Raw genomic sequence first — 24,115 nt, forward strand, 5'->3', positions numbered from 1 at the left:
ATCAAGATAACCCCTTCCTAGAAGCAAGCTTCATAGATGCGAAGGACGTCATCGGTTGATAGCGCTCTTGTACTTGGAATGTGGTCAATTCCTCCACCAGTACGAATTGCTTCTCGGGCCAGCACTGGCAAATCGTCGCGTGAAATACCAAAGTCGGACAGGCGTTGAGTAATCCCCATCTGCTGATACCAATCAGCAATCGCCTGAATGGTAGCCTGCGCTGCGTCCTGAACAGATTCAGCCTTTACCCGGAAGCATTCGCGTCCCAAACGTGCGAGTCTTTCAGGACGATCTATTGCTACAAACTGTTCGAAATATGGCAGAGATAGGATGGCAAGTCCACGTCCATGCGACATATCGAAATGTCCGCTTAAAGGATGTTCGATCTTGTGTAGTGGATACCCTGCATTTCGACCTGCTCGGGCAAATGGAGAAATGCCCAATGTGCTTGCCCACAATAAGGTAGAGCGAGCTTCTTCGTTATCAGGCTCCGTCATAGCAACTGTAGAAAACTCAACGACTAAACGAATCAATGCTTCTGTGACGCCATCTTGTACATGAGCGTCATTAGGGCCAACCAAATACTCTTCAAATAAATGCGAAAAGATATCTGCAGAAGACTCGGCTGTAACCCGAGCTGGGACTGTGTAGGTTAGAGATGGATCAAGGATAGCTACTTTAGGGAATAGGGCTGGACCTGAAAAGGAGCTTTTTTCATGGGTCTCCCAGTGAGTTAGTACCGTGATATTGTTAGCTTCAGAGCCTGTTGCTGCCACAGTAGGAATGGTCAGCAAAGGTAGAGCTTCCGTTACGGGAACCAGTTCCTTTGCTGTGTTTTGGGGATTACCACGCAGGTATTCATAGCTGGATCGGCCAGATAGTGCTACAGCAGCAATAGCTTTTGCCGCATCCATGACAGATCCGCCACCAAGTGCGATGACGAAATCGCAGTTTGTTTCGCGGGCAAGCTGTCCTCCGCGGTCTACTGTGGAGGTGCGTGGATTGGGTTCTACTTGATCAAATAGTTGGTACGGTACGTTTGCTTCTTGTAGGAGCTGTTCTACCTTTGCTAATAGTCCTGTTGATTTGGCAGATTGTCCGCCTGTCACCAGCAAAGCTTTTGTTCCTAATGCACGCGCTTCTGTGCCGACACGTGCAAGCTCACCAACTCCGAAGTAGATATGAGTGGGAAATTGAACCTGGAAAGGGTACATGGTACCATCGCCTCTTTTCATTAAAAAACAGTTTCGCGTTCGAAAGAAAATCCGAACATAAATCGTGCCTATATTGTACCACAATGGCATTTTGGCAATCTAAACGGAAATGCAAAGTGTAAAATACGAACAATTGTCGAATATATCCTGTATAATATTCGTTGATTATCTGTTTGGTTTATGTTTTAATCAAGTTGAAAGTGATTTGTTGACTAAAACACGCATAAAGCTTGTAGCGGGAGGAGAATTTTTCTTGAAGAAGCGCGAGCAGCTATATGAAGGAAAAGCGAAGCAGGTTTATCTTACTTCAGATCCAGATGTGTATTGGGTGGTTTACAAGGATGACGCCACTGCTTTTAATGGCGAAAAGAAAGGGACAATCGTGAATAAAGGCAGATGGAATAATCAGATTAGCGCGATTTTGTTTAAGGCGTTAACTGAAAAAGGCATTGCCAATCATTTTATCCGCCTGTTATCTGAAACGGAGCAATTGGTTAAAAAGGTCGACATTATCCCGTTAGAAGTAGTTGTGCGTAACATTGCTGCCGGGTCCTTGGCTAAACGTTTGGGATGGGCTGAGGGCGTACCATTAGATGAACCAGTAGTGGAGTTTTATTACAAAAATGATGAACTAGGAGATCCGCTCATTAATAATGATCACATTGCCATTTTAAAAATTGCCACAATACAGGAACTGGCGGTAATTAAAGAAACGGCTTTGCAAGTAAATGAATTTTTACAGGAATATATGGGGGCAAGAGGCGTACTTGTTGTTGATTTTAAATTAGAATTCGGCCGAACCTCAGATGGAGAGGTATTGTTAGCGGATGAAATTTCACCGGATACTTGTCGTTTCTGGGATGCAGAGACGTTGGAGAAGCTGGACAAGGATCGTTTTCGCCGCAACTTAGGGAACGTGGAAGAGGCGTATCAAGAAATGCTGAAACGATTAGGAGGAGAAGTTCATGTGTAAAGCTGTTATCTATGTCACCTTGCGTGAAAGCGTACTAGACCCTCAAGGGCATGCGATACAAGGAGCCCTTCATACCTTAGGATTTCAACAAGTAAAGGATGCCCGCATCGGAAAATATATCGAATTGACGCTAGATACAATTGATCGACAAGCTGCTGAGGAGCAGGTGAAAGAGATGTGTGAAAAGCTGTTAGCTAACACTGTCATTGAAGAATACCGCTATGAGCTGGTAGAACTGGTGGAGGGATAAGATGAGAGTAGCTGTTATCGTATTTCCCGGTTCGAATGCAGATGTGGACATGTATAACGCAGTAGAAGATTGCATGCAGGTGCCTGTTGACTACGTGTGGCACACCGAAACAGATTTATCAGCTTACGATGTCATTCTTTTACCAGGAGGCTTTTCCTACGGTGACTATTTGCGCTGTGGTGCAGTAGCCCGCTTCTCACCAGTGATGGAGCAGGTGGTAAGGGCGGCACAGGAAGGTAAATTCATTATGGGAGTCTGCAATGGCTTTCAAATTCTATTAGAAACAGGTTTGTTGCCGGGAGCTATGTTACGGAATACATCGCTTACTTATCGCTGTAAACTATCTACCTTACGTGTAGAAAATAATCAGACTCCATTTACCAATGGATTTGCCAAAGGGGAGCGAATTGAAATCCCGATTGCGCATGGAGAGGGCAACTATTTCTGCGAAGAGGAAACATTAAGAAGGATGCAACAAAACGGGCAGATTGTCTTTCGCTACGATGGGGAAAATCCGAATGGCTCCTTGGATGATATCGCAGGGATTACGAATGAACGCGGAAATGTGCTTGGTATGATGCCGCATCCAGAGCGTGCTGTGCATAGCTGGATGACATCAGCCGACGGTCGTACCATGTTTACCTCAATTCTGAATGCCTGGAGGGAGAAAAACGGTGTCACAACTTACGCATAAGGAACCATCAGCAAGCCGCATTGCAGAAGAACATCTATACCGTGAACTAGGTTTAACAGATGAAGAATATCAAAGCGTTGTTCGCTTGCTGGGCAGGGAGCCAAATTGGACGGAAATTGGGCTATACAGTGTGATGTGGTCGGAGCATTGCTCTTATAAAAACTCCAAACCAGTGCTTCGTCGTTTTCCAACCAAAGGGCCCCGTGTTTTGCAAGGGCCGGGTGAAGGAGCAGGAATTGTTGATATCGGTGATAATCAGGCTGTAGTTTTTAAGATCGAAAGCCATAATCATCCTTCAGCTATCGAACCTTATCAGGGAGCAGCAACTGGTGTCGGTGGTATTATCCGCGATGTGTTCTCGATGGGAGCTCGTCCGGTAGCGTTACTGAACTCTCTGCGCTTTGGGGAATTAAAGACGCCTCGGGTCAATTATTTATTTAAAAATGTTGTGGCTGGAATTGCTGGTTACGGTAATTGTATTGGGATACCTACCGTGGGAGGGGAAATCAGCTTTGATCCTACCTATGAGGGAAATCCGCTTGTAAATGCCATGTGTGTGGGATTAATTGATCACGACAAGATTCAAAAGGGTGTAGCTAAAGGAATTGGTAACCCAGTCATATATGTCGGAGCCAGCACTGGTCGGGATGGCATTCATGGTGCTACTTTTGCTTCAGAGGAACTAAGTGAGGAATCAGAGAAAAAACGTCCTGCTGTACAGGTTGGCGATCCGTTTATGGAAAAATTGCTATTGGAGGCTTGTCTTGAATTAATTGAGACAGGTGCAGTGACAGGCATTCAGGATATGGGAGCAGCGGGACTTACTTCTTCAAGCGCGGAAATGGCATCTAAAGCAGGGAACGGAATTGAAATGAATTTAGACCTAGTACCTCAGCGTGAAAAAGGTATGAGCGCTTATGAAATGATGCTCTCCGAATCGCAAGAACGTATGCTGGTAGTCGTAGAAAAGGGAAGAGAGTCAGAGGTTACAGCCATTTTTGAGAAATGGGGTCTCTACTCAGCAGAAATCGGACGCGTAACGGATGATGGCATGCTGCGCCTACTTCATCATGGCGAAATTGTCGCCAATGTACCAGTGGATAGCCTAGCAGAGGATGCACCTGTCTATCATAAGCCATCAAAGGTACCTGCTTATTACGAGCAGAATGCGAATATAGATTCCACGGACTTTGAAATGCCTGCTGACCTAAATCAAACGCTAGTCCAATTGCTAGCACAGCCCACAATTGCTAATAAAGCATGGGTATATGAGCAATATGATCACATTGTTCGCGCCTCAACTGCTGTAACACCAGGCTCAGACGCAGCAGTGGTCATGATTCGCGGAACTCGTAAGGCTCTGGCTATGAGTACGGATTGTAATGGGCGATATGTTTACCTTGATCCAGAAGTAGGTGGAGCAATAGCGGTTGCCGAATCGGCACGAAACGTGGTTTGTTCAGGGGCTGAGCCCTTAGCTATCACAGATTGCCTGAACTTTGGAAATCCAGAGAAACCAGAGGTTTTCTGGCAATTCGAGAAAGCAGTGGATGGGATGAGTGCCGCTTGCAATGCCTTGTCTACCCCTGTCATCGGCGGGAATGTTTCCCTTTATAACGAACGTAGTGGTGAGGCCATTTATCCAACACCAGTAGTCGGAATGGTTGGACTCATTACAGACGTGGACCATATTACAACTCAGGATTTTAAACAAGAGGGAGACGTCATTTTATTATTGGGTCAAACTCACGCAGAAGTAGGAGGCTCTGAGTATCAAAAGCTACTGACAGGCAAAATCTCCGGTCGCCCTCCACAAATTGATTTAGAAAAGGAAGCAAATGTTCAAAAAGTAGTGCTATCTGCAATTCGGGCAGGGTATATACAATCGGCTCACGATTTGGCAGAGGGCGGATTAGCTGTCGCTATTGCTGAGGGCTGCTTCGGAAAAGAGATTGGAGCAACGATTGAACTAACTGACGACTTGCGAGCTGATCTAGCGCTATTCAGTGAATCACAATCACGTATTCTAGTGAGCACGACTCAGGACAATGTTAATCAGATGAAACGACTAGCAGCAGAGCAGGGAGTGGCTTGCCAAGTGCTTGGCACAACAGGATTAGATCATTTGGTTATCACTCATCAGGGCAAAGAAATCGTGAATGCATCACTTACTCGCCTAAAATCAGCATGGAAGGATGCGATACCATGTTTGATCCAATAATGTGGGATAAATTAAATGAAGAGTGCGGTGTTTTTGGAATATACAATCACAAGGAGGCAGCCCCGCTTACTTATTTGGGGCTGCATGCTCTTCAACACCGAGGTCAGGAGAGCGCCGGAATCTGTTCCTCTGACGGGGAAAAATGGTATAAGCATCGCGGAATGGGATTAGTAAGTGAAGCATTTGGGCAAGGCGAATTAGCAAAGTTCCAAGGTCATTTAGCTATTGGACATACACGTTATACGACACAAGGCTCAAGTAGGATTGAAAATGCGCAACCTTTATTTTTTAACTATGCACAAGGTAGCATGGCTGTAGCTCACAATGGAAATTTAGTAAACGCAGGAGTTATTCGCAAGGAACTGGAGAAAAAAGGCTCTATTTTTCAAACAACCAGCGATACAGAAGTGATTGCGCATCTTATAGCCCGTTCATCGAAGCAGGACTTACCTTCCGCGGTTAAGGAAGCCTTGCAGGAGATTAAAGGCGCTTATGCGCTGTTGGTCATGAACGAGGATCAATTAATTGTTGCGCTTGATCCAAATGGCTTACGTCCATTATCGCTTGGAACATTGGGAGAAGCGGTTATCGTTGCTTCCGAAACCTGCGCTTTTGATATCGTAGGAGGTTCCTATTGGCGTGAGATTGAGCCAGGCGAGTTATTGATTATTGATCAGCATGGTATTCAATCACAGCGATTTGCACCGAAAATAAATCGTACATTATGTACGTTTGAATATATTTATTTTGCACGACCGGATAGTGACATTGATGGGATTAATGTACACATGGCTCGTAAACGACTTGGGAAGCAATTAGCTTATGAAGCGCCAGCAGAGGGTGATGTGGTAATCGGGGTACCCGACTCCAGTACTTCAGCAGCGATTGGTTTTGCTGAAGCGACAGGTATTCCTTATGAAATCGGGTTTATTAAAAACCGTTATGTGGGTCGTACCTTTATTCAGCCTTCTCAAGAACTGCGTGAGCGTGGAGTGCACATGAAGCTCTCGGTGGTTCGTAAAGTTGTAGAAGGTAAACGAGTGATCATGATAGATGATTCGATTGTGCGAGGAACGACAAGTAGTCGTATTGTGCAGATGCTAAGAGACGCGGGAGCTATCGAAGTACATGTTCGAATCAGTTCGCCACCAGTAAAAAATCCGTGTTTTTATGGCATTGATACATCATCCTTTGATGAGCTGATCGCTTCGAATAAATCGGTTGAAGAGATTCGTCAGTACATTGGAGCGGATTCTTTACTCTTTATGACACCAAAGGGCATGGTAGATGCTATTGGGCGTGTAGACAGCGATAACGCACCGGATCGTGGGCATTGTTTAGCATGCTTTACAGGTAGATACCCGACAGAGGTTAACTTCGAGGAAGCCTTGCCAATCACGAAATGCTAAAAGGGAGCGATTACAGATGAGTCAAGCATATAAAGAAGCTGGTGTTGATATCGCTGCTGGAAATGAAGCGGTTGAGCGAATGAAAAAACACGTTACACGAACGTTTCGGCCTGAGGTGATGAGTGGACTCGGTGGTTTTGGCGCCTTATTTCGTCTAAATGTAGCAGAGTACAAGCAACCCGTGCTTGTATCTGGAACAGATGGTGTTGGGACTAAGCTAAAGCTCGCCTTTCAAATGGATCATCATGATACAATTGGAATTGATGCGGTAGCGATGTGTGTCAATGATGTTGTGGTGCAAGGCGCTGAGCCTTTATATTTCTTAGATTATGTTGCATGTGATAGGGTAATCCCTACGAAGCTGGAGTCCATTGTAAAGGGAATCGCGGACGGCTGCGAGCAAGCAGGCTGTGCTCTCATTGGCGGAGAAACGGCCGAGATGCCGGGGATGTATGCAGACGGTGAATATGATATCGCGGGTTTTACGGTTGGAGTGGTTGAGGAATCCAAAATAATTGATGGAAGTAAAATTCAAGCAGGGGATATTTTAATCGGCATTGCTTCGAGTGGTGTTCATAGCAATGGCTTTTCCTTAGTACGAAAGGTATTGCTTCAGGATGCCGGGTTTTCGTTGCACGACAAAGTAGAAGGCTTTGAAAAAAGCTTAGGTGAGATCTTACTTACTCCTACAAAGATTTATGTTAAACCAATCCTCTCCTTGCTAAAACAGGTTGAAGTGAAAGGAATGGCTCATATTACAGGCGGTGGATTTACAGAGAACATTCCCCGAATGCTGCCAAACGGACTGCAAGCCTCCATTACATTAGGAAGTTGGCCGGTATTGCCGATTTTTGAATTGATCGAAAAAACAGGTAATATCAACCAGCAGGATATGTTCCTGACTTTTAATATGGGAATTGGAATGGTGCTTGCAGTGGCCAAGAATGATGCTGAACATGTAGTAAACATGCTTCAGGAGGCTGGAGAAGAAGCGTATCTGATTGGAAAGGTACAGCAAGGAGAGGGCGGGGTTGTCTATGTGGAAGGGGAGCATCAATGAGGATAGCGGTGTTTGCTTCTGGAAGCGGATCTAATTTTGAAGCGATTGTGCAAGCAACTCGAGATGGACGCCTTCCCTTTGTAGAGGTAGCTCTGTTAGTCTGTGATCAAGCTCAAGCCTATGCGATTAAGAGAGCAGAGCGTCTTGGCATCCCTGTATTTTTGTTTTCAGCCAAAGATTATGTGTCTAAGGAAGCATTTGAACAAGAGATTTTGGTTCAATTAAAGCAAGAAGAAATTGATTTTATTATACTAGCTGGCTATATGCGATTGATAGGGAATGTATTGCTTACCAGCTACCAGGGGCGAATGATCAATCTACATCCATCTTTATTACCGGCATTCCCGGGAAAAGATGCTATTAAAAAAGCATGGGAATATGGAGTAAAAGTGATGGGTGCGACTGTTCATTTTGTTGACGAGGGAATGGACACAGGTCCCATCATTGATCAGGAAGTTATTTTTGTTCATAAGGAAGATACCGAAGAAAGCTTGCAGCAAAAGATACATGAGGTGGAGCATAGGCTGTTAATTCGTGTGTTACAGGGTCTTAGCGAAGAAGCCCAGTTAGGAATAGAAGGTAAGGGGAATCTAAACTAATTAAACAGCGAGGCAAGCAACATAAGTAAAGCGTTCTCCTTCTGGATGAAGGAAAACGCTTTTTCGCGTTTCATCTCAGCAAGGCGAGAAACGACCCCAAACACCCAAAAGTATCATTCCACGACTTTCTCACTCACCAACTACTTGCCCTATTCATACGATAAAGCAAGTGGGCACGCACACAAGGAGGCGAACAACTGGAATGGCAGATATCGTATCCAATTTGCTTAGCAAGCTTAGTGAGCGAACAGGAAGAGAGTGGAGCATTCATGACATATATCGATTGGCGCAAAAACTACCTGAAGTAAATAGTAAAAATATAACTTCAGTGCTAAATGAGATATCTGACATGGGATTGAACGTGTCCCAAGAGGCACGTGATAAGGTATTAAGTAAAGTCAAAAACAAGGATTACACCGGTATTAAAAATGAAGTGCTAAATCATCCTGTTGAAGAGTTGGAATTACCTATCGAATGTAGTCTGGATAAAAAAGAGAAAAAAGCAAAGAACAAATCAAGTAAAAGAACAAAAGAAGAATATGCAAAGGTATCTTTGCATAAAAAATCAAACAAAAGGTCTAAAAGTCTCTACCATAGTCTAAAAAAACTAAGCAATAAAAAAGGGAAAAAGAAGCGTGTATAAAATAAAAGAAAACCGTACAGCCCATATGGGAGGTACGGTTATTCCCAGCAACATTTCCTATAACGTATCCATTACCTCAGATAAGTTCTCTGCTGAATGCGCGACATGAGAAACAGCTTGATTCATTTCTTCAATGACGCGTGAAAAAGTGACAAGCTCTTGTTCAATCAGGTTGCTGCGTTCCTTACTAATACTGACAGCTTTTTGGATATTGGCAAAAAAGCAGGTGATTTCGCTCATCGAAGACGTAGAGGATACAATCAATTCTTCTACACGGTCGAGAAGCGAAGACACTCTGGAGGTTTGATTATGTGTTTGCTCAATCAATTGAGTTACACCAGAAACCGACTTTTTCGTTTGTTCCGCGAGCTTGCGCACCTCATCTGCAACAACAGCAAAGCCTCTCCCTTGTTCACCAGCACGCGCTGCCTCGATGGCCGCATTTAAGGCGAGGAGATTGGTTTGCTCGGCGATACCCGTTACTACACTAACGATGCCTCGAATTTGCTCTGAAGTATTTTCTAGAGCTTTCATTTCAATGGAGATTTCTCTCATACTAGACTGAAGCAGATCAAATTGGCTAACCTGCTGGTCAAGTTTGGTGGTACCGTCTATGGACAAATTTTGTGCTTCAATAGAAGAAGCTGTTCCTTGCTTCGCATGAATCACAAATTCCCCAGCCTGGGCACTCAGCTCCTCAACAGAAGCGCTAGTTTCCTCAGAGATTGCAGCTAATTCCTGAGCAGCTTGATTGACTTTTTCTCGGACAATCACTTTCTTATCTTCTTCTAAGCTACGTAAACGGTTGATCTCATCCTGGTACGCCTCCAGCACGATTTGTTGTTCGATATTTAATAACTTGGTAATGGCTTTTACTGATTTATGGTAATCAGATTTACTGTCTATATGTATGTCTAGCATATTAAATAACGAGATGGATAAATCCTGAAAGGCACATAAATACCATTTTGGTAGCAAACCAATTTTAACATGAGCGATTGCAATGCGCTTACGCTGTTGTAGGAAGTTCTCATCTATAATGCCGTTAAACAATTGTAAAATATGAGTACGCAGTGTTGATTTTAAACGGTCAATAGAGCTGTGGCGTTCAATGATAACCATCAAAGAAGGCTCGTGCTTCAGATTCTTGTAAAATTGCGCTACCATCTCATCGATATGCTGTTCAACGAGTGGCTGGAGACACCTGGCAATTCGAAGATCGGATTCGGAAAGTTGAATCATTTCCAATTGTTTCACGACATCGGAATGTTTTGACACGTTTAGAGATACATTCTTGGCATGCGCTTGCTCATCTAGTGAGAACGCTTTCTTGCTGTGGTTAGAACCAAAAAATGCGGAAAAAGGTTTTGCGCACATGAAATACCCCCCGGAATAATGAGACAGCAGTTTTTGATCTGATTGTCCGTTGCAATCTCTTTTGATTGTAATATATATATTATAAAGTAAGTGACCCCCATCATATAGAACGATACTAGCTACTATATAAAAATAATATATCCACTAGTTATATCGGTTCCTTTTTTGTAAAAAGTAAGGTGTTTATACAGTTTCAGTATTTTATTTGTAAATAAGAATGTCAAGTGGTCGTGAGGTGAGAACAGTGAACTCGTTTTGGCGATTTATTGCTTCCTATTTTGTTGCCACACTGATATGGGTGCTGATGTGGAATAACGCTGAGGGAATGGTACCTTCTATACAAGTAGCATGGTTTACCATCGGTGTTGTAGTTGGATCTTTGTTAATCATGAATGTAAAAAACTCATCTCCAAGAAACCAACAAATCCTTTATCTGTTACTCGGATGGCTGAGTATTTATGCAACCATTCATTTATTCGAATGGAAGGTAAAGATGATAACCATGGCCTTTTGATGGCAAAGAAAAATCTGTTAGCATTTTTTGGATTTCTTTTTTTGCTTATCAATTACAAGGGCGAGGAAGGTTAGAACAGAGCTGATGATGCTAAGTATAGCAGCCCAAAATGCTAAATTATCTGACGAAACACCAAGATTCACTAAATCGGATGTCGCTGGCATGATTCCTCCTCCTCTCTGACGACTTAGTAATCAGTTTATGTTGGCATGCGTGACAAGGGACTAGGCAGGTATCTGCACTGTAGATTAGGATGTAGAAAAACGTGATTGAGCCATATCATGTATAAGTGATGAGTCGTACACATGATTTCCGAAAATGCTTTGTTGGGCGGCTTGGTACATGCTATAGGCTACTTCTTCGGCAGGGATAGCACGATATGTTGCTAAGGGGCCAATCAACAAAGGAGAGAGCAAAGGAACAAGCTTACCTGCCAAATGTTCGGAAATTCGATACTCATCACGTTTACCTAGTAATAAGGAAGGACGAAAGAACAAGGCAGTAGGCAATTGTAGATTTGCAATATCTCGTTCCAGCTTCCCTTTTATTTGATTGTAAAAGAAAAGCGAGTGTACATTAGCACCTAGAGCAGAAACCAATAGAAATTTTTCAGCACCTTGTTGTTTAGCTAGGCGTGCTATAGCCAGTGGATATTCATAGTCAACTTGCTCAAATTGTTTCTTACCTTTGGCCTTCTTTCGTGTGGTGCCAAGACAGCAATAGATATCCGTACATGAGAAAAGAGAGTCGTATTGATCCAGATTTTCAAAAGAAAGAACAGCTTGTTCGAGTTTCGGATGATCAATGAATAGCGCCTTTCGCCCAACCGCATAAATACGCTCGTATTCGGGAGCTTCTAATAAAAAAGTGAGTAAATGTCCTCCTACCAGTCCGCTTGCGCCCGCAAGAAGGGCTGTTTTCTTTTGGAGCATGTCAACAATCCTTTCTGACTTCTTCAATCTTTCTTATTATCTCCTATTTTTGCCAGAAAAAAAAGAACATTATGATAGAAGGTAATTATAAAGTAAATAAAAGGTAATAGGCTGTTTGAGCAGTAAAAAAGTTGAAAAAAGCGTACATTTATAATATGATTAGCTTGAAATGTTCGTGTTAAACGAGTAATTACATGTCAGGAGGTTCTTTCCGTGGGGAAAAAGAGAGCACTGATTAGCGTATCTAACAAAACAGGGGTGGTGGAATTTGCAAGCCAGCTTGTCGAGCTAGGTTTTGAGGTCATTTCAACTGGAGGTACAGCGACTCTTTTAGCTGATGCAGGAGTTAAGGTAACAGGAATATCGGAGGTAACCCAATTTCCAGAAATGATGGATGGTCGGGTAAAAACTCTGCACCCAGCTATTCACAGTGGTTTGCTTGCGGTTCGCGATAATGAAGAGCACACGGAGCAAATGGCGGCCCAAGGTTTTGAATATATTGATATCGTAGCGGTGAACCTTTATCCGTTTAAGGAAACAATTTCTCGTACAGATGTCAGCTATGAGGACGCGATTGAAAATATTGATATTGGCGGCCCAACGATGCTGCGCTCGGCTGCAAAGAACCATGCATACGTGACTGTAGTTGTGGATGCTAATGACTATGAGCTTGTGTTGAATGAAATCCGCGAACAACAAAACACCAGTTTAGAAACGCGCAAACGCCTAGCAGCTAAAGTATTTCGTCATACGGCTGCCTATGATTCTCTCATTTCACGCTATTTAAGCGAACAAACAGGCGAGGAATTGCCAGAGAGCTTCACGGTTACCTATGAAAAGGCTCAGGAGCTTCGCTATGGAGAAAACCCTCATCAGAAGGCAGCCTTTTATCGAGATGCTTTGTCCACTAGCGGCAATATCGCTGCATGCAAACAACTTCACGGTAAAGAACTTTCCTATAATAATATTAACGATGCTAATGCTGCATTGGCTATATTGGCTGAATTCAGCGAGCCAGCAGTGGTTGCCGTAAAACATACCAATCCATGCGGGGTAGGTGTGGGAGTGAGCATTCATCAGGCTTATCAAAAAGCGTATGATGCTGATCCCGTCTCTATTTTTGGTGGGATTGTAGCGGCGAATCGCCCGATTGATCGCGAAACAGCTTTACTACTAAAAGAGGTATTCTTAGAAATCATTATTGCCCCAGCTTTTGAACCAGAGGCATTGGCTGTTTTGCAGGAAAAGAAAAATGTGCGTTTACTTCAGATGGACGAGATAGCCTCTACTGAGCATAAAGGTGCATTGGGTTCTGCTTATCAAATTACTTCTGTGCATGGTGGAGCGCTTGTACAGGAATGGGATCGCAAATCCCTTGACCCTACTGCTATAATGGTCGTAACTGAACGTTCACCAAGTGAAGAAGAGCTAACTCAACTAGAGTTTGCTTGGAAGGTGGTCAAACACGTTAAGTCTAATGCGATCGTTCTAGCTACATCAGATAAAACGATCGGAGTTGGTGCGGGGCAGATGAACAGAGTAGGTTCAGCCCAAATTGCGATCAAACAAGCTGGAGAAGAAGCGAAGGGAGCAGTTCTTGCCTCAGATGCATTTTTCCCAATGTCTGATACAGTAGAAGCAGCAGCTCAAGCAGGAATTACAGCTATTATTCAGCCTGGTGGCTCTATTCGAGACCAAGAATCGATCGATGCGTGCAATCGTCATGGCATTGCTATGATTTTCACAGGTGTCCGTCATTTTAAACATTAAGGGGAGGACAAATAGAATGAAAGTTTTGGTAGTAGGCAGCGGGGGAAGGGAACACACCCTCGTGTGGAAACTGGCACAAAGCCCTAAAGTGGAGAAAATTTTCTGCGCTCCGGGTAATGGTGGAACCGCTGCTCTGGTGCAAAACGTTCCGATCCAAGTGACAGATTATGCGGCACTGGCACAGTTTGCCAAAGATGAGGAAATTGATGTTACCATTGTAGGTCCTGAAGATCCGCTTTTAGGAGGAATTGTAGATTTCTTTACTCTACGTAATCTACCTATATATGGTCCAAGTGCAAAAGCCGCAAAGCTGGAAGGCAGTAAATCCTTTGCTAAATGTCTGATGAAAAAATATAATATTCCAACTGCGGAATATGAATCTTTCCTCGATTATGAATCTGCTATCGCTTATGTAAGAGAAAAAGGGGCGCCCATCGTTATTAAAGCGGACGGTCTGGCACAAGGAAAAGGTGTCATTCTAGCTTTTAGCCTAGAGGAAGCAGAAGAAGCAATCCGTCAGATCATGCAGGATAGTAAGTTTGGTCAAGCTGGAAGTCGCGTTGTTATTGAAGAGTTTATGCGCGGGGAAGAATTGACGTTGCTCTCCTTTATTGATGGAGAGACTGTTAAGCCAATGATTCCTTCTCAGGATCATAAGACGGTATTTGACGGAGATAAAGGGCCGAATACCGGCGGAATGGGGGCGTATGCTCCTGTACCTCAAGTAAAGAATAGCGATATACAGCATATAATAGATAAGATTGTTCAACCGATGGCGTCTGCTATGGTAAAGGAAGGTATCCCGTTTCGAGGTGTTTTGTACACGGGATTAATGCTTACCGAGGATGGTCCTAAGGTTGTAGAATTTAATGCCAGATTTGGTGATCCAGAAACACAGGTCACTCTGCCATTATTGGAAACGGATTTAGTGGATATTGTGATGGCCACAATAAATGGAACCTTGGCTGATTTAGATATCAAATGGAGTAAGCAGAGTGCGGTTACGGTTGTTATGGCTTCACCAGGATATCCGGGAGATTATCCTAAGGGAGCTGTTATAAGTGGTCTGGATGTATCTGTAGCTGATTCGCCTCAAGAAGACAAACAGGAAATGGTATTCCATGCTGGTACGAAGCAGGAAGCTGGTCATTTTGTAACAAATGGTGGACGGGTGCTTGCAGTAACTGCTTTAGGCGACTCCTTGCAGCTAGCCAAAGAAAAGGCATATCAGGCTGTAGCCAACATATCCTTTACAGGTGCACATTATCGTAGAGATATTGCTGATAAAGCTTTTAAAAAGGTATAGACAGTCAGAAAGAACAAGTACTCTTTGATTGAACAAACAAAAGGGATTGGGCATCTGTGGCCTGATCCCTTTGTTTGATTTACTTAGCATCATGATTAGACGCGTTTTTATTCTGGGCTTGATCAAGATGTGAGTCTTTTTCCTGAGTAGATGGTTGAAAAGGTGCTTACTCCCCTTGTTTTTCGCTTTCAACAAAGCTTTCGAATGCCCTGCGAGCAAGCTCTTCAGCTTGCGTGTTTTCAGCATTATGGTTTGTTGCCTGCTCATTCTGAGAATTTGTTTGGGTATGATCAGTGGAGGTGCGCTTTGATACTCGGTTTTTCATCGACGACGTAGCTTCTCTAGTCTTGTTGTAAAGCGAAAGACCAGTCGGAATAATTTTATCCATCGCTTGACGTATTAAATCCTCTTTTCTGGTACTGATACCAAACATCAAGAGGATTGGACAAAAGCGCGTGATGCCCTCAGCTACCTTCGTAGCAGACCAAAGCAAAAGACCATAAGGTTTTCTACGATAGCGATGATTTGACATTTTGCTAATGGCGCACCCTAACCCGATTAGCCCCAAGGTTATACGAATATAGGCGTCCAGCCTACCAACATTCTTTTTCATGCTCATCCAGCCTCCTTCCTTGTGTTAGTTTGTGTTGAGAAGCGATCGTCCACCCAAGGAAAAAATGGCAGAAAAGCAGGGATCCATGAGTGAGTCATATAAGTAGTAAATAACGATGCTAACACAAGAGGAGAGGGAATGAGTGAGGGCAAGAAAACTAACAGAAATGGCTTATAAACAAATGATTCGTACAGCAAAAGGACTTGAAGCTGCTAGTGTGTGGATTACGGGAGGTACCATATTAGATGTATATACGAAGTCTTGGCGCCAAGCAGACATCGTCTTGTCCGGGGAGCGAATTGCTTATGTGGGAGAAAAAGCACCATTAGTAAATCAGGATACAATTTGTATAAATGCAAAAGACAAGTATATCGTCCCGGGATACATCGAACCGCATGCTCATCCTTTTCAATGGTATAATCCGTTCACCTTAGCTGATTATGCATTGCAGACAGGGACTACGACGATGGTAAGTGATAGCTTGTTCTTTTTTCAATTGTTGCCCTATGATAAGCTGTCTTCGCTTTTAGATGAGATAAATAAGCATCCCGTGAAGCAATTTTTTTGGGCTAGGCTGGATTCACAAACGCTGCCTGATCCAGAAGGAGTATTCCAGCGAGAAAGAATAAAGGAGCTATTAGACCATCCTCTAGTGATTCAGGCTGGAGAATTAACGGATTGGAGAGGAATATTGGATGAGCGAGAAGAGCTGTTAGAAGGGATGCGCTATGCTCTGGATTTGGGTAAACGAATAGAGGGTCACCATCCGGGGGCTTCTTATCATACATTGACTTTAGCGGCCGCTCATGGTGTAGGAGCTTGTCATGAAAGTATGACGGCCGACGAGCTACTGCATCGCTTACAAGTAGGGATGTATGCTACACTCCGTCATTCCTCCATTCGGCCTGATCTGCCCAAATTGATTAAAGAATGGAAGCAATTAGGCTTGCCTTGGTCACCTCGCATGATGCTTACCTCAGATGGAGCTACAGCGCCGATGCTTCGAAACGGAGTGATGGACTACACGATCCGAGTGGCAATTGAGGCCGGTATGCCTATGGAAGAAGCCTACGTGATGGCAACATTAAATCCTGCTACTTATTACAAAATGGATACGGAAATAGGTGGGATTGCTCCTGGACGCGTGGCTGATATATTGTTGCTTACAGAGAGAAGTAATCCAACGCCAGAAACGGTTATCGCAAATGGTCTTCTCATCGCTGGGGAGGGACAAGCGAAAGCAAAGACACCAAAAAGGCAACTAAGTGAGTTTATTTCTATTGGCTCCACCATGGAAGAAAAGGTGTCTGATCATTGGTTTCAGTTTCCAGAACAAGAGCAAGAACCAGCCCTTCACTTAGATGCTCTCCCTGTCATCTGTATGATAAATGCAGTTATTAGCAAATTAGATACAACAACTGTTATTCATAATTGGGAGGAGCTTATACAAATACCGGACGCGATGCTTGCAGTCTTAATTGATCCCAAGACGAAACAACTCACAAAGGCCATTTTACGAGGCTTTGCTGTTGAACTAGAAGCATTAGCGACCACCTTCCATGCATCCACAGAATTTCTCGTATTAGGTCGTAATCCACAAGCGATGAAAGCGGCCCTTCAGGAGATCGTAGCATCAAAAGGAGGAGTGGCGATCATTGAAAAGGGAGAAGTGTTATTTCATATGCCCCTGCCTATAGGTGGGAAAATGACAGATGAACCGATGGAGATTGTCATGGAAAAAAGCGAGCTTTTTACCACTTTAATGAGAGAACGTGGCTATCGTTTTGATGATCCAATTTATTCCTTATTATTTTTTACAGCTACCCATTTACCCTTTGTTCGTTTTACGAAGTCTGGAATCTATGAAGTGAAGACAGGTACTATGATTTATCCAGCTAGTTCGATCTAAAGGTTTGGCTGATAGGTTATCAATAAAGCTTCTATTCCTTATTGAGATGTGTAAAATAGTACCAATGACGCGGTAAAATCGCTCCGATAAAAATTATTTTTTTCTTGTAAATTTTCTGAGTTATTTTACAATAAAAAATAATCATTAACGCAAAACGAATCTTCCTACCCTATAGTTGTCAAAATCCTGACGATCTGAGAATACACTGATTTAGTTGAAAGAAGAAAAATAAGGGGGATTTGATTCCATGAACAAGAAAACTAGCATGGGACTCTTGACCGCCATATTGATTACTGGATTAGCTTTATCAGGCTGTGCAGGGGCAGGCCAAGGCACCGGAAAAGAGGTAATAAAAATAGCTACACAAAGCCCGCTATCTGGTGCATACGCAAACATTGGGGACGCGATTAAACAGGGAGCAGGGTACGCGTTGCAGGAGGAGAAGGAAGAATTTGCGAAAATGGGGTTCGATCTACAGCTCTTTCCTCAGGATGATCAGGCTGATCCCAAACAGGGTGTTACCAATGCCCAGCTGCTGGTTGCCAACAAGGACGTACTGGGAGTGATCGGCCACTACAATACAGGTGTTGCTGTTCCGTCCTCTTCTAAGTATGAAGCTGGCAAACTGGTCATGGTCTCTCCCGCTAACACAGGCACCAATCTTACTGAAGAAGGGAAGAAGACAGTCCATCGCATTTGCGCACGCAATGATGCACAAGGCCCCGCAGCATCTAGATACGCCAAAAATACGCTTGGCGTAAAAACCGTATTCATTATTACTGATAAAACGGCGTATGGAACAGGATTAACTGACCAAGTAAAAGCTCAATTTGAAAAGGATGGAGTGGAAATACTGGGTTTCGAAGGCATTACTGTAGGGGAAAAGGATTATAGTGCTGTGGTTAATCAAGTAGTTACAAGAAAACCAGACCTGGTTTTCTTTGGAGGGATTTATACGGAAGGAGGTCTGTTATTTAAGCAGGCCCGTGATAAAGGGTATCAGGGCAAATTTATGGGCGGGGATGGAATTGATTCCTCAGAATTAGTGACGATTGCTGGCAGTGCTGCTGAAGGAGTGATCTATACATCGGCAGCGGGGGACGTTACCCAAACTGCTGAAGGAAAAAAATGGGCTGAAGCTTATGAGAAGGCAACTAATAAAAAGCTAGAAGCCTATTCCGTTTACGGATATGATGCGATGAAGGTATTACTGCATGGCCTACAAAACGCTATTAAGGCAAATGGAAATAAGAAGCCTAGCAGAGAGCAAGTATTAGACGCCGTTCATAAAACGAAAGACTTTCAAGGTCAATTTACCAAAGTCACCTTTACAGAAAAAGGAGACAATGAATTCGCTCAGATATTTGTTTATAAATTTGAAAACGGCAAAGCCACATATGTAGGCAAAATTGAGTAGTAATTACAAAGGACGCTTTCTACTGTTGTAGTAAGGGGACGACACATAGAAGCGCCCTTCTTTTGTGAATGATTGAGGAAAAGCCCTATTTATTTTTAGGGAAAATGATCTGCATTTACAGTAAAAATATAAAGAAATGAGGAATGTACATGTGGCAGATCCTACCTCAAGTTTTGGTCGATGGACTTACCCTCGGCTTCATGTATGCAGTTGTAGCCCTGGGTTACACAATGGTTTATGGGGTTTTGGAATTTATTAACTTTTCCCACGGAGAAATTTTTATGGTGGGAGCCTTTGTCGGAACAGAAGTGCTGCTGATTATGGATGCTAATGGTGTATTGCAAGGAATGAATCCATTTTTAGCTCTTGTTCTTGCTCTCGTTATCAGTATGATCGTAACCGGTTTATTGGGTGTCGGGATTGAACGGGTTGCTTATCGACCTCTACGTAATGCCCCGCGGCTGGTTCCGTTGATATCTGCTATTGGTGTGTCCTTCTTTTTGCAGGATGTCGTTCGTTTTGCAGAAGCGCTTCATCGGGATACCTTTTATTTAACAGGACCGATTTTATTCCCTGGAAAAATCGATATCGGAATTGCCCAAGTTCCCTCCAAAGCTGTAATTGTTGTTATTGTAGCAATCGTAATGATGAGTACATTAACCTTTTTTATTAATAAGACAAAATGGGGTATCGCGATGCGTGCCGTTTCACAGGATCAATCCACAGCATCACTTATGACCATAAATGTGGACAAAGTCATTATGCTAACCTTCCTTATTGGCTCAAGCTTAGGTGGAGCAACAGGTGTGTTGTTTGCACAAAACTATGGAACGATTGATCCTTTCATTGGTTTCATTTTGGGCATGAAAGCTTTTACTGCTGCTATATTAGGCGGGATTGGCAACCTCAGAGGGGCGATGCTGGGCGGAGTGCTTCTTGGTTTGGTTGAGTCGTTGGCTGGTGCATATATGGGGCCGTTAACAGGGGGAGCCTTCGGAGGAGAGTATAAGGATGTCATCGGTTTTGCCATTCTCATTCTAGTGCTTCTGTTCAAACCAGAGGGTCTGCTTGGAGAAGCCGTAAAAGAGAAAGTGTAGGTGAAAGAAATGGGAACTCTTAAAAATGTGCTAGCAAAGGAAAAACCAATCCCGCTTCCTCTTACGCTGGTGTGGATTGCAGCATGCTCTGTAGCACTTTATTTATTACAGCAATCGGTAACAAGCTTTGTGGGGCTTATTTTTTCCGTATTGCTCATTTACTACACGAAGACGAATAAATGGACACAAGTGTTTTTAGGGGTATTCGTGCTGTTTGGTCTTATTCCATTACTTGCTTATGATAACAGCTATTATATGGAAGTGGCGACCAATATCGGTATTTATGTAGCGATGGCGCTTGGCTTAAATATTGTGGTTGGATTTGCAGGATTATTGGATTTAGGCTATATTGCTTTTTTTGCCGCTGGAGCATATGCATATGGCATATTTGCTACCGCACAGGCTAATCATTTTATTCCGGGAGATTTGTTCCCGTTAAGTGGAGAGTGGTTTTGGGCATTTTTAGTGGTTGGTTTGCTGGTTGCAGCCATTTTTGGAATTCTGCTAGGACTCCCCGTTCTCCGTGTAAAAGGAGATTATCTAGCCATTGTTACCTTAGGATTTGGCGAAATTATCAGAATAATCTTTAATAATTTGGATAAGCCAATCAATATAACAAATGGACCTCAGGGAATAACGTCTATTAATGCCCCACAAATATGGGGTGAACCCTTTTCTGATGCTTTTCATTTCTATTTTATTGTGCTCGTGGTGATTTTATTGATTGTATTTGCCAACATTCGCTTGGAGCATTCCAAACTAGGGCGGGCTTGGATTGCGATTCGTGAAGATGAGCTGGCAGCGCAGTCTATGGGCATTTCTCTGTTAAAAACGAAATTAGCGGCATTTGCTACAGGAGCATCCTTTGCAGGGGTAGTGGGGGTTATCTTTGCGGCAAAGCAAACCTTTATTGATCCTACCTCCTTTACATTGATGGAGTCATTTAGCATCTTGGTAATGGTTATTTTAGGTGGGAGTGGCAGCATTCCCGGCGTTATTTTAGGTGCAACGTTTGTGACACTGCTACAGGTTCAAATTTTAAAAGAGCTATCTAATTATTTACATGAGCTATCTCAGGCAGGAATCCTGTATCTACCCAGTCAGCTAGACCCGTCTAAGCTACAGCGGATGGTGTTTGGAATTCTGCTGGTAGTAGCGGCTCTCTATCGTCCAAACGGCTTAATTCCAGCAAAAAGAAGGAAAGAAAATATGGAGTCCATTAAAAATCACGCTCAGGTTGAACAACGGCATGGCATTCTTGCTAAGCTGACTGGACGAAACAAAGTAGGTTAGAGGAGGGTGTAGCATGGCATTGTTAGAAGCGAGACATTTAACTAAGAAATTCGGTGGTCTGGTAGCTAATGAAGACGTGTCGATTGATATTGAAAAAGGAAGCATCACGGCAGTCATCGGTCCAAATGGGGCAGGTAAAACCACTTTTTTTAATATGGTGACAGGCTTTTACGAGCCAGACGAGGGGGATGTTGTCCTAAATGGAAAGAGTATTAAAGGACTTCAACCTGATCAAATAGCAACCCGAGGCATTACACGGACATTCCAAAATGTCAGACTGTTCAAACAAATGACCGCGTTAGAGAACGTAATGATTGGGCAGCATGGACGTCTGCAAGCAGGTCTTCTGGGAATTTTGTTTCATTCAAAAAGAGTACGGGAAGAAGAGGAACGAGCACGAATTGAAGCTTATCAAATACTTGAATATGTAGGGATTGAACAGATTGCTAATGAAACCGCGGGAAGCCTGCCGTATGGATTGCAGCGCCGGCTAGAGATCGCTAGGGCCTTAGCTACGAACCCTCAGATTATTTTGTTAGATGAGCCAGCGGCAGGAATGAATCCAAGAGAGACGGTGGAAATGACAGACTTCATACGTCAGCTCAAACGCGAATTAGAATTAACCATTATTTTAATCGAGCATGATATGAAGCTGGTTATGGGGCTGTCCGAGTATATTCATGTTCTGGATTACGGCAGAAAGATTGCGGAGGGTACTCCAGACGACATAAGAACCAATCCAAAAGTAATTGAGGCGTACCTGGGCAAGAGCGCAACAGAAGCTTCGTAGGAGGGAAGAGCGATGGCATTATTGGAATTGAAGGAGGTTCATACCTATTACGGTGGCATCCATGCGTTAAAAGGTCTAAGTATTACGGTAGAGCAGGGAGAAGTTGTAACTCTTATAGGTTCTAATGGAGCTGGAAAGTCAACTACCTTAAAAGCCATATGTGGTCAAGTACGAACCAAAGAAGGTCAAGTGTTATTTAACGGGCAAGCTATTACCGGTAAAAAACCGCATGAAATTTCAGCATTAGGAATTGCTCATGTTCCGGAGGGAAGGCGGATATTTCCAAAATTAACAGTGAAGGAAAATTTGGAGATGGGGGCCTTTTCTATCAAGGATAAAAAAGTGATGGAAGAGGGTATCGAACGAGCCTTTCATTATTTTCCACGCTTAAAAGAACGAGTATCTCAAAAAGGTGGCACGATGTCAGGCGGTGAACAGCAAATGCTGGCTATCGCTCGTGGATTAATGATGAAGCCGAAAATTCTGATGTTAGATGAGCCATCTATGGGATTAGCTCCCATTTTAGTTGAGCAAATCTTCGAGATCATCACGGAATTAAATCAAGAGGGTATGACCATCCTGTTGGTCGAGCAGAATGCAAATCAGGCACTTGCCATTGCACACCGAGGCTATGTCATCCAGACGGGTGAGATCATTTTGAAGGATGATGCAAAAAATCTGCTATCAGATCCTCAGGTGAGAGAGGCGTATTTGGCATAGAATAGTAACAAAAACCTTGAAATCTCCTCCAGAATTCAAGGTTTTTGTTGTGTATAGGGCTTGCCCTTTCATTAATGAATCGTATCCGTTTTCCAGACGTTAATTTGATTGGAAAGGTTATCCCAAATGGTTGGGTCCTCTAGTCCCAAGCGCCAAAGGGCTATCCCAGCCAGATCATATTTCTCAATTAAATCTAGCTTGGAGCGGGTGCTAAAAGAGTTTTCAAACCAAACGATGTGCATATTCCCCGCCTCATCCATGTATTGCATGTGAGGAGAGAGGCGTTCCTGATCCCAATTAAGAGTGGCTCCGTGGGTTTTGCTTTGATCCATAAGACTTTTATAGGATTGATACTCGGCTTTTTCACTGCTGCTGTTCCAATTCCAACCATAACCAGCAACCCCAAGTAAGATTTTTTGAGCAGGAACCCCCTGTGAGAGTGCATAGCGCACCGTATCTTCAGCCCATTGAATGGAGGCAACAGGTCCTGGTTTGGTTCGCGGATTATGCTCGTCATAGGCCATGATCACCAAGCGATCAGCGTAGCGACCTAGTAGCTTATAATCAAACCAAGGAGACCATACATTGGAACGCTCATCGCCTGTATTAGCAGGAACACAGACTGTGACGGTCTTACCATAACGGTGCATCAATTCCGTTACATTTTTTACTAACTGAGTGAATGCAAACTTGTCTTCTAGATATAGATTCTCAATGTCCAAATTAATGCCGTCATAGCCCATGGAAAGCACTTCACGTTCTAAATTACGCAAAAAATAACGCTGATTCTTAGGATTGCGTAAGATATCTCGTGCAACATCCTTTCCTTTTTGGATAGAACCATAGAACAGATTATGAACTAACAGATAGACTTGAACCTGATTGGCATGTGCCCGATCTATGATCTTTTGCTGCTCTTCTTTTGGAAGGGTTGTTTGTAAATATCCAGGATTTTTATCATCTAGCTTATGCCAAAAGGGTACGATTGTACTAAGCTGTTCATGCTGAGCAGATAAGGTTGGAAGAGATCCAGGATAAGGCTCCTCTGCTTCTGTATAAAAGCCAAGCACCTCTCTGGGGCGGGTGCTAGAAATTACATTTTGTATAGTAGGAGTCTCGTGAACGGATGCAAAATGAGGAGAAGTATTTCGAGCAGAGGTAGCAGATTTATTTTGGGACGGTGAACCGGATTGACAAGAAGCTACCAGCAAAGAGCTAATCACCAACAACAAGGTGAAGAAGCGTGAGAAGAGACGTGGCATTTCTTCTCTCCTTTCTTAATCATAAAGGTAGTTTTATCCTGATTGTTAGTTT

General features: G+C 43.3%; 23 protein-coding genes. 17 read left to right on the plus strand and 6 right to left on the minus strand.

Annotated features, from left to right (window positions below):
• Positions 1-17 precede the first annotated feature (17 nt).
• On the minus strand, positions 18-1,214 hold the full coding sequence (locus tag GOP56_RS18370) for an iron-containing alcohol dehydrogenase (protein WP_163246226.1): 1,197 nt from the start codon (positions 1,212-1,214) through the stop codon (positions 18-20).
• A 253-nt stretch (positions 1,215-1,467) separates the two neighbouring features.
• On the opposite strand from GOP56_RS18370, the gene purC reads away from it, so the two are divergent.
• The 8 genes from purC to GOP56_RS18410 all read left to right on the plus strand — a co-directional run bounded on the left by purC (position 1,468) and on the right by GOP56_RS18410 (position 9,063).
• On the plus strand, positions 1,468-2,187 hold the full coding sequence (purC, locus tag GOP56_RS18375; protein ID WP_121473343.1) for a phosphoribosylaminoimidazolesuccinocarboxamide synthase: 720 nt from the start codon (positions 1,468-1,470) through the stop codon (positions 2,185-2,187).
• The gene (purS, locus tag GOP56_RS18380) at positions 2,180-2,437 is read left to right on the plus strand and encodes a phosphoribosylformylglycinamidine synthase subunit PurS (protein ID WP_003335700.1); all 258 of its coding nucleotides are present in this window, start codon (positions 2,180-2,182) and stop codon (positions 2,435-2,437) included. The genes purC and purS overlap by 8 nt, the downstream gene beginning before the upstream one ends.
• 1 nt (position 2,438) lies before the next feature.
• The gene (gene purQ, locus GOP56_RS18385; RefSeq protein ID WP_022584232.1) at positions 2,439-3,131 is read left to right on the plus strand and encodes a phosphoribosylformylglycinamidine synthase subunit PurQ; all 693 of its coding nucleotides are present in this window, start codon (positions 2,439-2,441) and stop codon (positions 3,129-3,131) included.
• A complete protein-coding gene (gene purL / locus GOP56_RS18390) occupies positions 3,112-5,352 on the plus strand; it encodes a phosphoribosylformylglycinamidine synthase subunit PurL (protein WP_163246227.1) in 2,241 nt (746 codons plus the stop codon). Before purQ ends, purL begins: the two co-directional genes overlap by 20 nt.
• Positions 5,337-6,761: an amidophosphoribosyltransferase gene (gene purF, locus GOP56_RS18395; RefSeq protein WP_068793718.1), complete on the plus strand. Its 1,425-nt coding sequence runs from the start codon at positions 5,337-5,339 to the stop codon at positions 6,759-6,761. Before purL ends, purF begins: the two co-directional genes overlap by 16 nt.
• Before the next feature lie 16 nt (positions 6,762-6,777).
• Positions 6,778-7,821 (plus strand): phosphoribosylformylglycinamidine cyclo-ligase, encoded by a 1,044-nt coding sequence (purM, locus tag GOP56_RS18400; RefSeq protein ID WP_163246228.1) that lies wholly within the window; start codon positions 6,778-6,780, stop codon positions 7,819-7,821.
• Positions 7,818-8,420 carry a phosphoribosylglycinamide formyltransferase gene (gene purN / locus GOP56_RS18405; RefSeq protein ID WP_163246229.1) on the plus strand — a complete coding sequence of 201 codons (603 nt, stop codon included), beginning with the start codon at positions 7,818-7,820 and terminating at the stop codon, positions 8,418-8,420. Before purM ends, purN begins: the two co-directional genes overlap by 4 nt.
• Positions 8,421-8,622: 202 nt before the next feature.
• Entirely contained in the window at positions 8,623-9,063 is a 441-nt protein-coding gene (locus tag GOP56_RS18410; protein ID WP_004432830.1) for a hypothetical protein, read from the plus strand.
• 57 nt (positions 9,064-9,120) lie between these two features.
• On the opposite strand, the gene GOP56_RS18415 is transcribed toward GOP56_RS18410, so the two are convergent.
• The gene (locus GOP56_RS18415) at positions 9,121-10,440 is read right to left on the minus strand and encodes a globin-coupled sensor protein (RefSeq protein WP_163246230.1); all 1,320 of its coding nucleotides are present in this window, start codon (positions 10,438-10,440) and stop codon (positions 9,121-9,123) included.
• Positions 10,441-10,675: 235 nt separating this feature from the next.
• On the opposite strand from GOP56_RS18415, the gene GOP56_RS18420 reads away from it, so the two are divergent.
• Complete coding sequence (locus GOP56_RS18420) at positions 10,676-10,954, plus strand: hypothetical protein (RefSeq protein WP_138976968.1); 279 nt, start codon at positions 10,676-10,678, stop codon at positions 10,952-10,954.
• A gap of 17 nt (positions 10,955-10,971) precedes the next feature.
• Here the strand turns inward: GOP56_RS18420 and GOP56_RS23460 are convergent, their stop codons facing one another.
• Together GOP56_RS23460 and GOP56_RS18425 are read right to left on the minus strand one after the other, a co-directional pair.
• Positions 10,972-11,118: a hypothetical protein gene (locus GOP56_RS23460; protein ID WP_003335690.1), complete on the minus strand. Its 147-nt coding sequence runs from the start codon at positions 11,116-11,118 to the stop codon at positions 10,972-10,974.
• Positions 11,119-11,202: 84 nt separating this feature from the next.
• Positions 11,203-11,913 (minus strand): NAD-dependent epimerase/dehydratase family protein, encoded by a 711-nt coding sequence (locus GOP56_RS18425; protein WP_254068452.1) that lies wholly within the window; start codon positions 11,911-11,913, stop codon positions 11,203-11,205.
• Positions 11,914-12,099: 186 nt separating this feature from the next.
• Between GOP56_RS18425 and purH the strand changes: the two genes are divergently transcribed.
• Complete coding sequence (gene purH, locus GOP56_RS18430; RefSeq protein WP_163246231.1) at positions 12,100-13,656, plus strand: bifunctional phosphoribosylaminoimidazolecarboxamide formyltransferase/IMP cyclohydrolase; 1,557 nt, start codon at positions 12,100-12,102, stop codon at positions 13,654-13,656.
• Between the two features lie 16 nt (positions 13,657-13,672).
• Entirely contained in the window at positions 13,673-14,962 is a 1,290-nt protein-coding gene (gene purD / locus GOP56_RS18435) for a phosphoribosylamine--glycine ligase (protein ID WP_163246232.1), read from the plus strand.
• Between the two features lie 166 nt (positions 14,963-15,128).
• Here the strand turns inward: purD and GOP56_RS18440 are convergent, their stop codons facing one another.
• Complete coding sequence (locus GOP56_RS18440; protein WP_254068454.1) at positions 15,129-15,575, minus strand: YgaP family membrane protein; 447 nt, start codon at positions 15,573-15,575, stop codon at positions 15,129-15,131.
• A 142-nt stretch (positions 15,576-15,717) separates the two neighbouring features.
• Here GOP56_RS18440 and GOP56_RS18445 point away from each other — a divergent pair, with 142 nt between their 5' ends.
• The 6 genes from GOP56_RS18445 (at position 15,718) to GOP56_RS18470 (ending at position 22,801) form a co-directional block, all read left to right on the plus strand.
• Positions 15,718-17,484: an adenine deaminase C-terminal domain-containing protein gene (locus GOP56_RS18445; protein WP_163246234.1), complete on the plus strand. Its 1,767-nt coding sequence runs from the start codon at positions 15,718-15,720 to the stop codon at positions 17,482-17,484.
• A gap of 247 nt (positions 17,485-17,731) precedes the next feature.
• The gene (locus tag GOP56_RS18450; RefSeq protein WP_163246235.1) at positions 17,732-18,901 is read left to right on the plus strand and encodes a branched-chain amino acid ABC transporter substrate-binding protein; all 1,170 of its coding nucleotides are present in this window, start codon (positions 17,732-17,734) and stop codon (positions 18,899-18,901) included.
• 149 nt (positions 18,902-19,050) lie between these two features.
• Positions 19,051-19,998: a branched-chain amino acid ABC transporter permease gene (locus tag GOP56_RS18455; protein WP_163246236.1), complete on the plus strand. Its 948-nt coding sequence runs from the start codon at positions 19,051-19,053 to the stop codon at positions 19,996-19,998.
• Between the two features lie 9 nt (positions 19,999-20,007).
• A complete protein-coding gene (locus GOP56_RS18460) occupies positions 20,008-21,291 on the plus strand; it encodes a branched-chain amino acid ABC transporter permease (protein ID WP_163246237.1) in 1,284 nt (427 codons plus the stop codon).
• A 13-nt stretch (positions 21,292-21,304) separates the two neighbouring features.
• Positions 21,305-22,081 carry an ABC transporter ATP-binding protein gene (locus tag GOP56_RS18465; RefSeq protein ID WP_004432798.1) on the plus strand — a complete coding sequence of 259 codons (777 nt, stop codon included), beginning with the start codon at positions 21,305-21,307 and terminating at the stop codon, positions 22,079-22,081.
• Between the two features lie 12 nt (positions 22,082-22,093).
• Positions 22,094-22,801 carry an ABC transporter ATP-binding protein gene (locus GOP56_RS18470; RefSeq protein ID WP_003335679.1) on the plus strand — a complete coding sequence of 236 codons (708 nt, stop codon included), beginning with the start codon at positions 22,094-22,096 and terminating at the stop codon, positions 22,799-22,801.
• A gap of 71 nt (positions 22,802-22,872) precedes the next feature.
• Here GOP56_RS18470 and GOP56_RS18475 read toward each other — a convergent pair whose 3' ends face one another.
• Entirely contained in the window at positions 22,873-24,063 is a 1,191-nt protein-coding gene (locus tag GOP56_RS18475) for a glycosyl hydrolase family 18 protein (RefSeq protein ID WP_163246238.1), read from the minus strand.
• Between the last annotated feature and the right edge of the window lie 52 nt (positions 24,064-24,115).

The organism is Brevibacillus sp. 7WMA2 (genome assembly GCF_010748895.1).
Taxonomy (GTDB): Bacteria; Bacillota; Bacilli; order Brevibacillales; family Brevibacillaceae; genus Brevibacillus_B; species Brevibacillus_B halotolerans.

What these genes read in the sequence shown, in the direction of transcription:
- GOP56_RS18370 (WP_163246226.1), bottom strand. Translation starts at nt 1,214, where the DNA reads ATGTACCCTTTCCAGGTTCAATTTCCCACTCATATCTACTTCGGAGTT.
- purS (WP_003335700.1), top strand. Translation starts at nt 2,180, where the DNA reads ATGTGTAAAGCTGTTATCTATGTCACCTTGCGTGAAAGCGTACTAGAC.
- purQ (WP_022584232.1), top strand. Translation starts at nt 2,439, where the DNA reads ATGAGAGTAGCTGTTATCGTATTTCCCGGTTCGAATGCAGATGTGGAC.
- purF (WP_068793718.1), top strand. Translation starts at nt 5,337, where the DNA reads ATGTTTGATCCAATAATGTGGGATAAATTAAATGAAGAGTGCGGTGTT.
- purM (WP_163246228.1), top strand. Translation starts at nt 6,778, where the DNA reads ATGAGTCAAGCATATAAAGAAGCTGGTGTTGATATCGCTGCTGGAAAT.
- purN (WP_163246229.1), top strand. Translation starts at nt 7,818, where the DNA reads ATGAGGATAGCGGTGTTTGCTTCTGGAAGCGGATCTAATTTTGAAGCG.
- GOP56_RS18410 (WP_004432830.1), top strand. Translation starts at nt 8,623, where the DNA reads ATGGCAGATATCGTATCCAATTTGCTTAGCAAGCTTAGTGAGCGAACA.
- GOP56_RS18415 (WP_163246230.1), bottom strand. Translation starts at nt 10,440, where the DNA reads ATGTGCGCAAAACCTTTTTCCGCATTTTTTGGTTCTAACCACAGCAAG.
- GOP56_RS23460 (WP_003335690.1), bottom strand. Translation starts at nt 11,118, where the DNA reads ATGCCAGCGACATCCGATTTAGTGAATCTTGGTGTTTCGTCAGATAAT.
- purD (WP_163246232.1), top strand. Translation starts at nt 13,673, where the DNA reads ATGAAAGTTTTGGTAGTAGGCAGCGGGGGAAGGGAACACACCCTCGTG.
- GOP56_RS18440 (WP_254068454.1), bottom strand. Translation starts at nt 15,575, where the DNA reads ATGAAAAAGAATGTTGGTAGGCTGGACGCCTATATTCGTATAACCTTG.
- GOP56_RS18450 (WP_163246235.1), top strand. Translation starts at nt 17,732, where the DNA reads ATGAACAAGAAAACTAGCATGGGACTCTTGACCGCCATATTGATTACT.
- GOP56_RS18455 (WP_163246236.1), top strand. Translation starts at nt 19,051, where the DNA reads ATGTGGCAGATCCTACCTCAAGTTTTGGTCGATGGACTTACCCTCGGC.
- GOP56_RS18460 (WP_163246237.1), top strand. Translation starts at nt 20,008, where the DNA reads ATGGGAACTCTTAAAAATGTGCTAGCAAAGGAAAAACCAATCCCGCTT.
- GOP56_RS18465 (WP_004432798.1), top strand. Translation starts at nt 21,305, where the DNA reads ATGGCATTGTTAGAAGCGAGACATTTAACTAAGAAATTCGGTGGTCTG.
- GOP56_RS18470 (WP_003335679.1), top strand. Translation starts at nt 22,094, where the DNA reads ATGGCATTATTGGAATTGAAGGAGGTTCATACCTATTACGGTGGCATC.
- GOP56_RS18475 (WP_163246238.1), bottom strand. Translation starts at nt 24,063, where the DNA reads ATGCCACGTCTCTTCTCACGCTTCTTCACCTTGTTGTTGGTGATTAGC.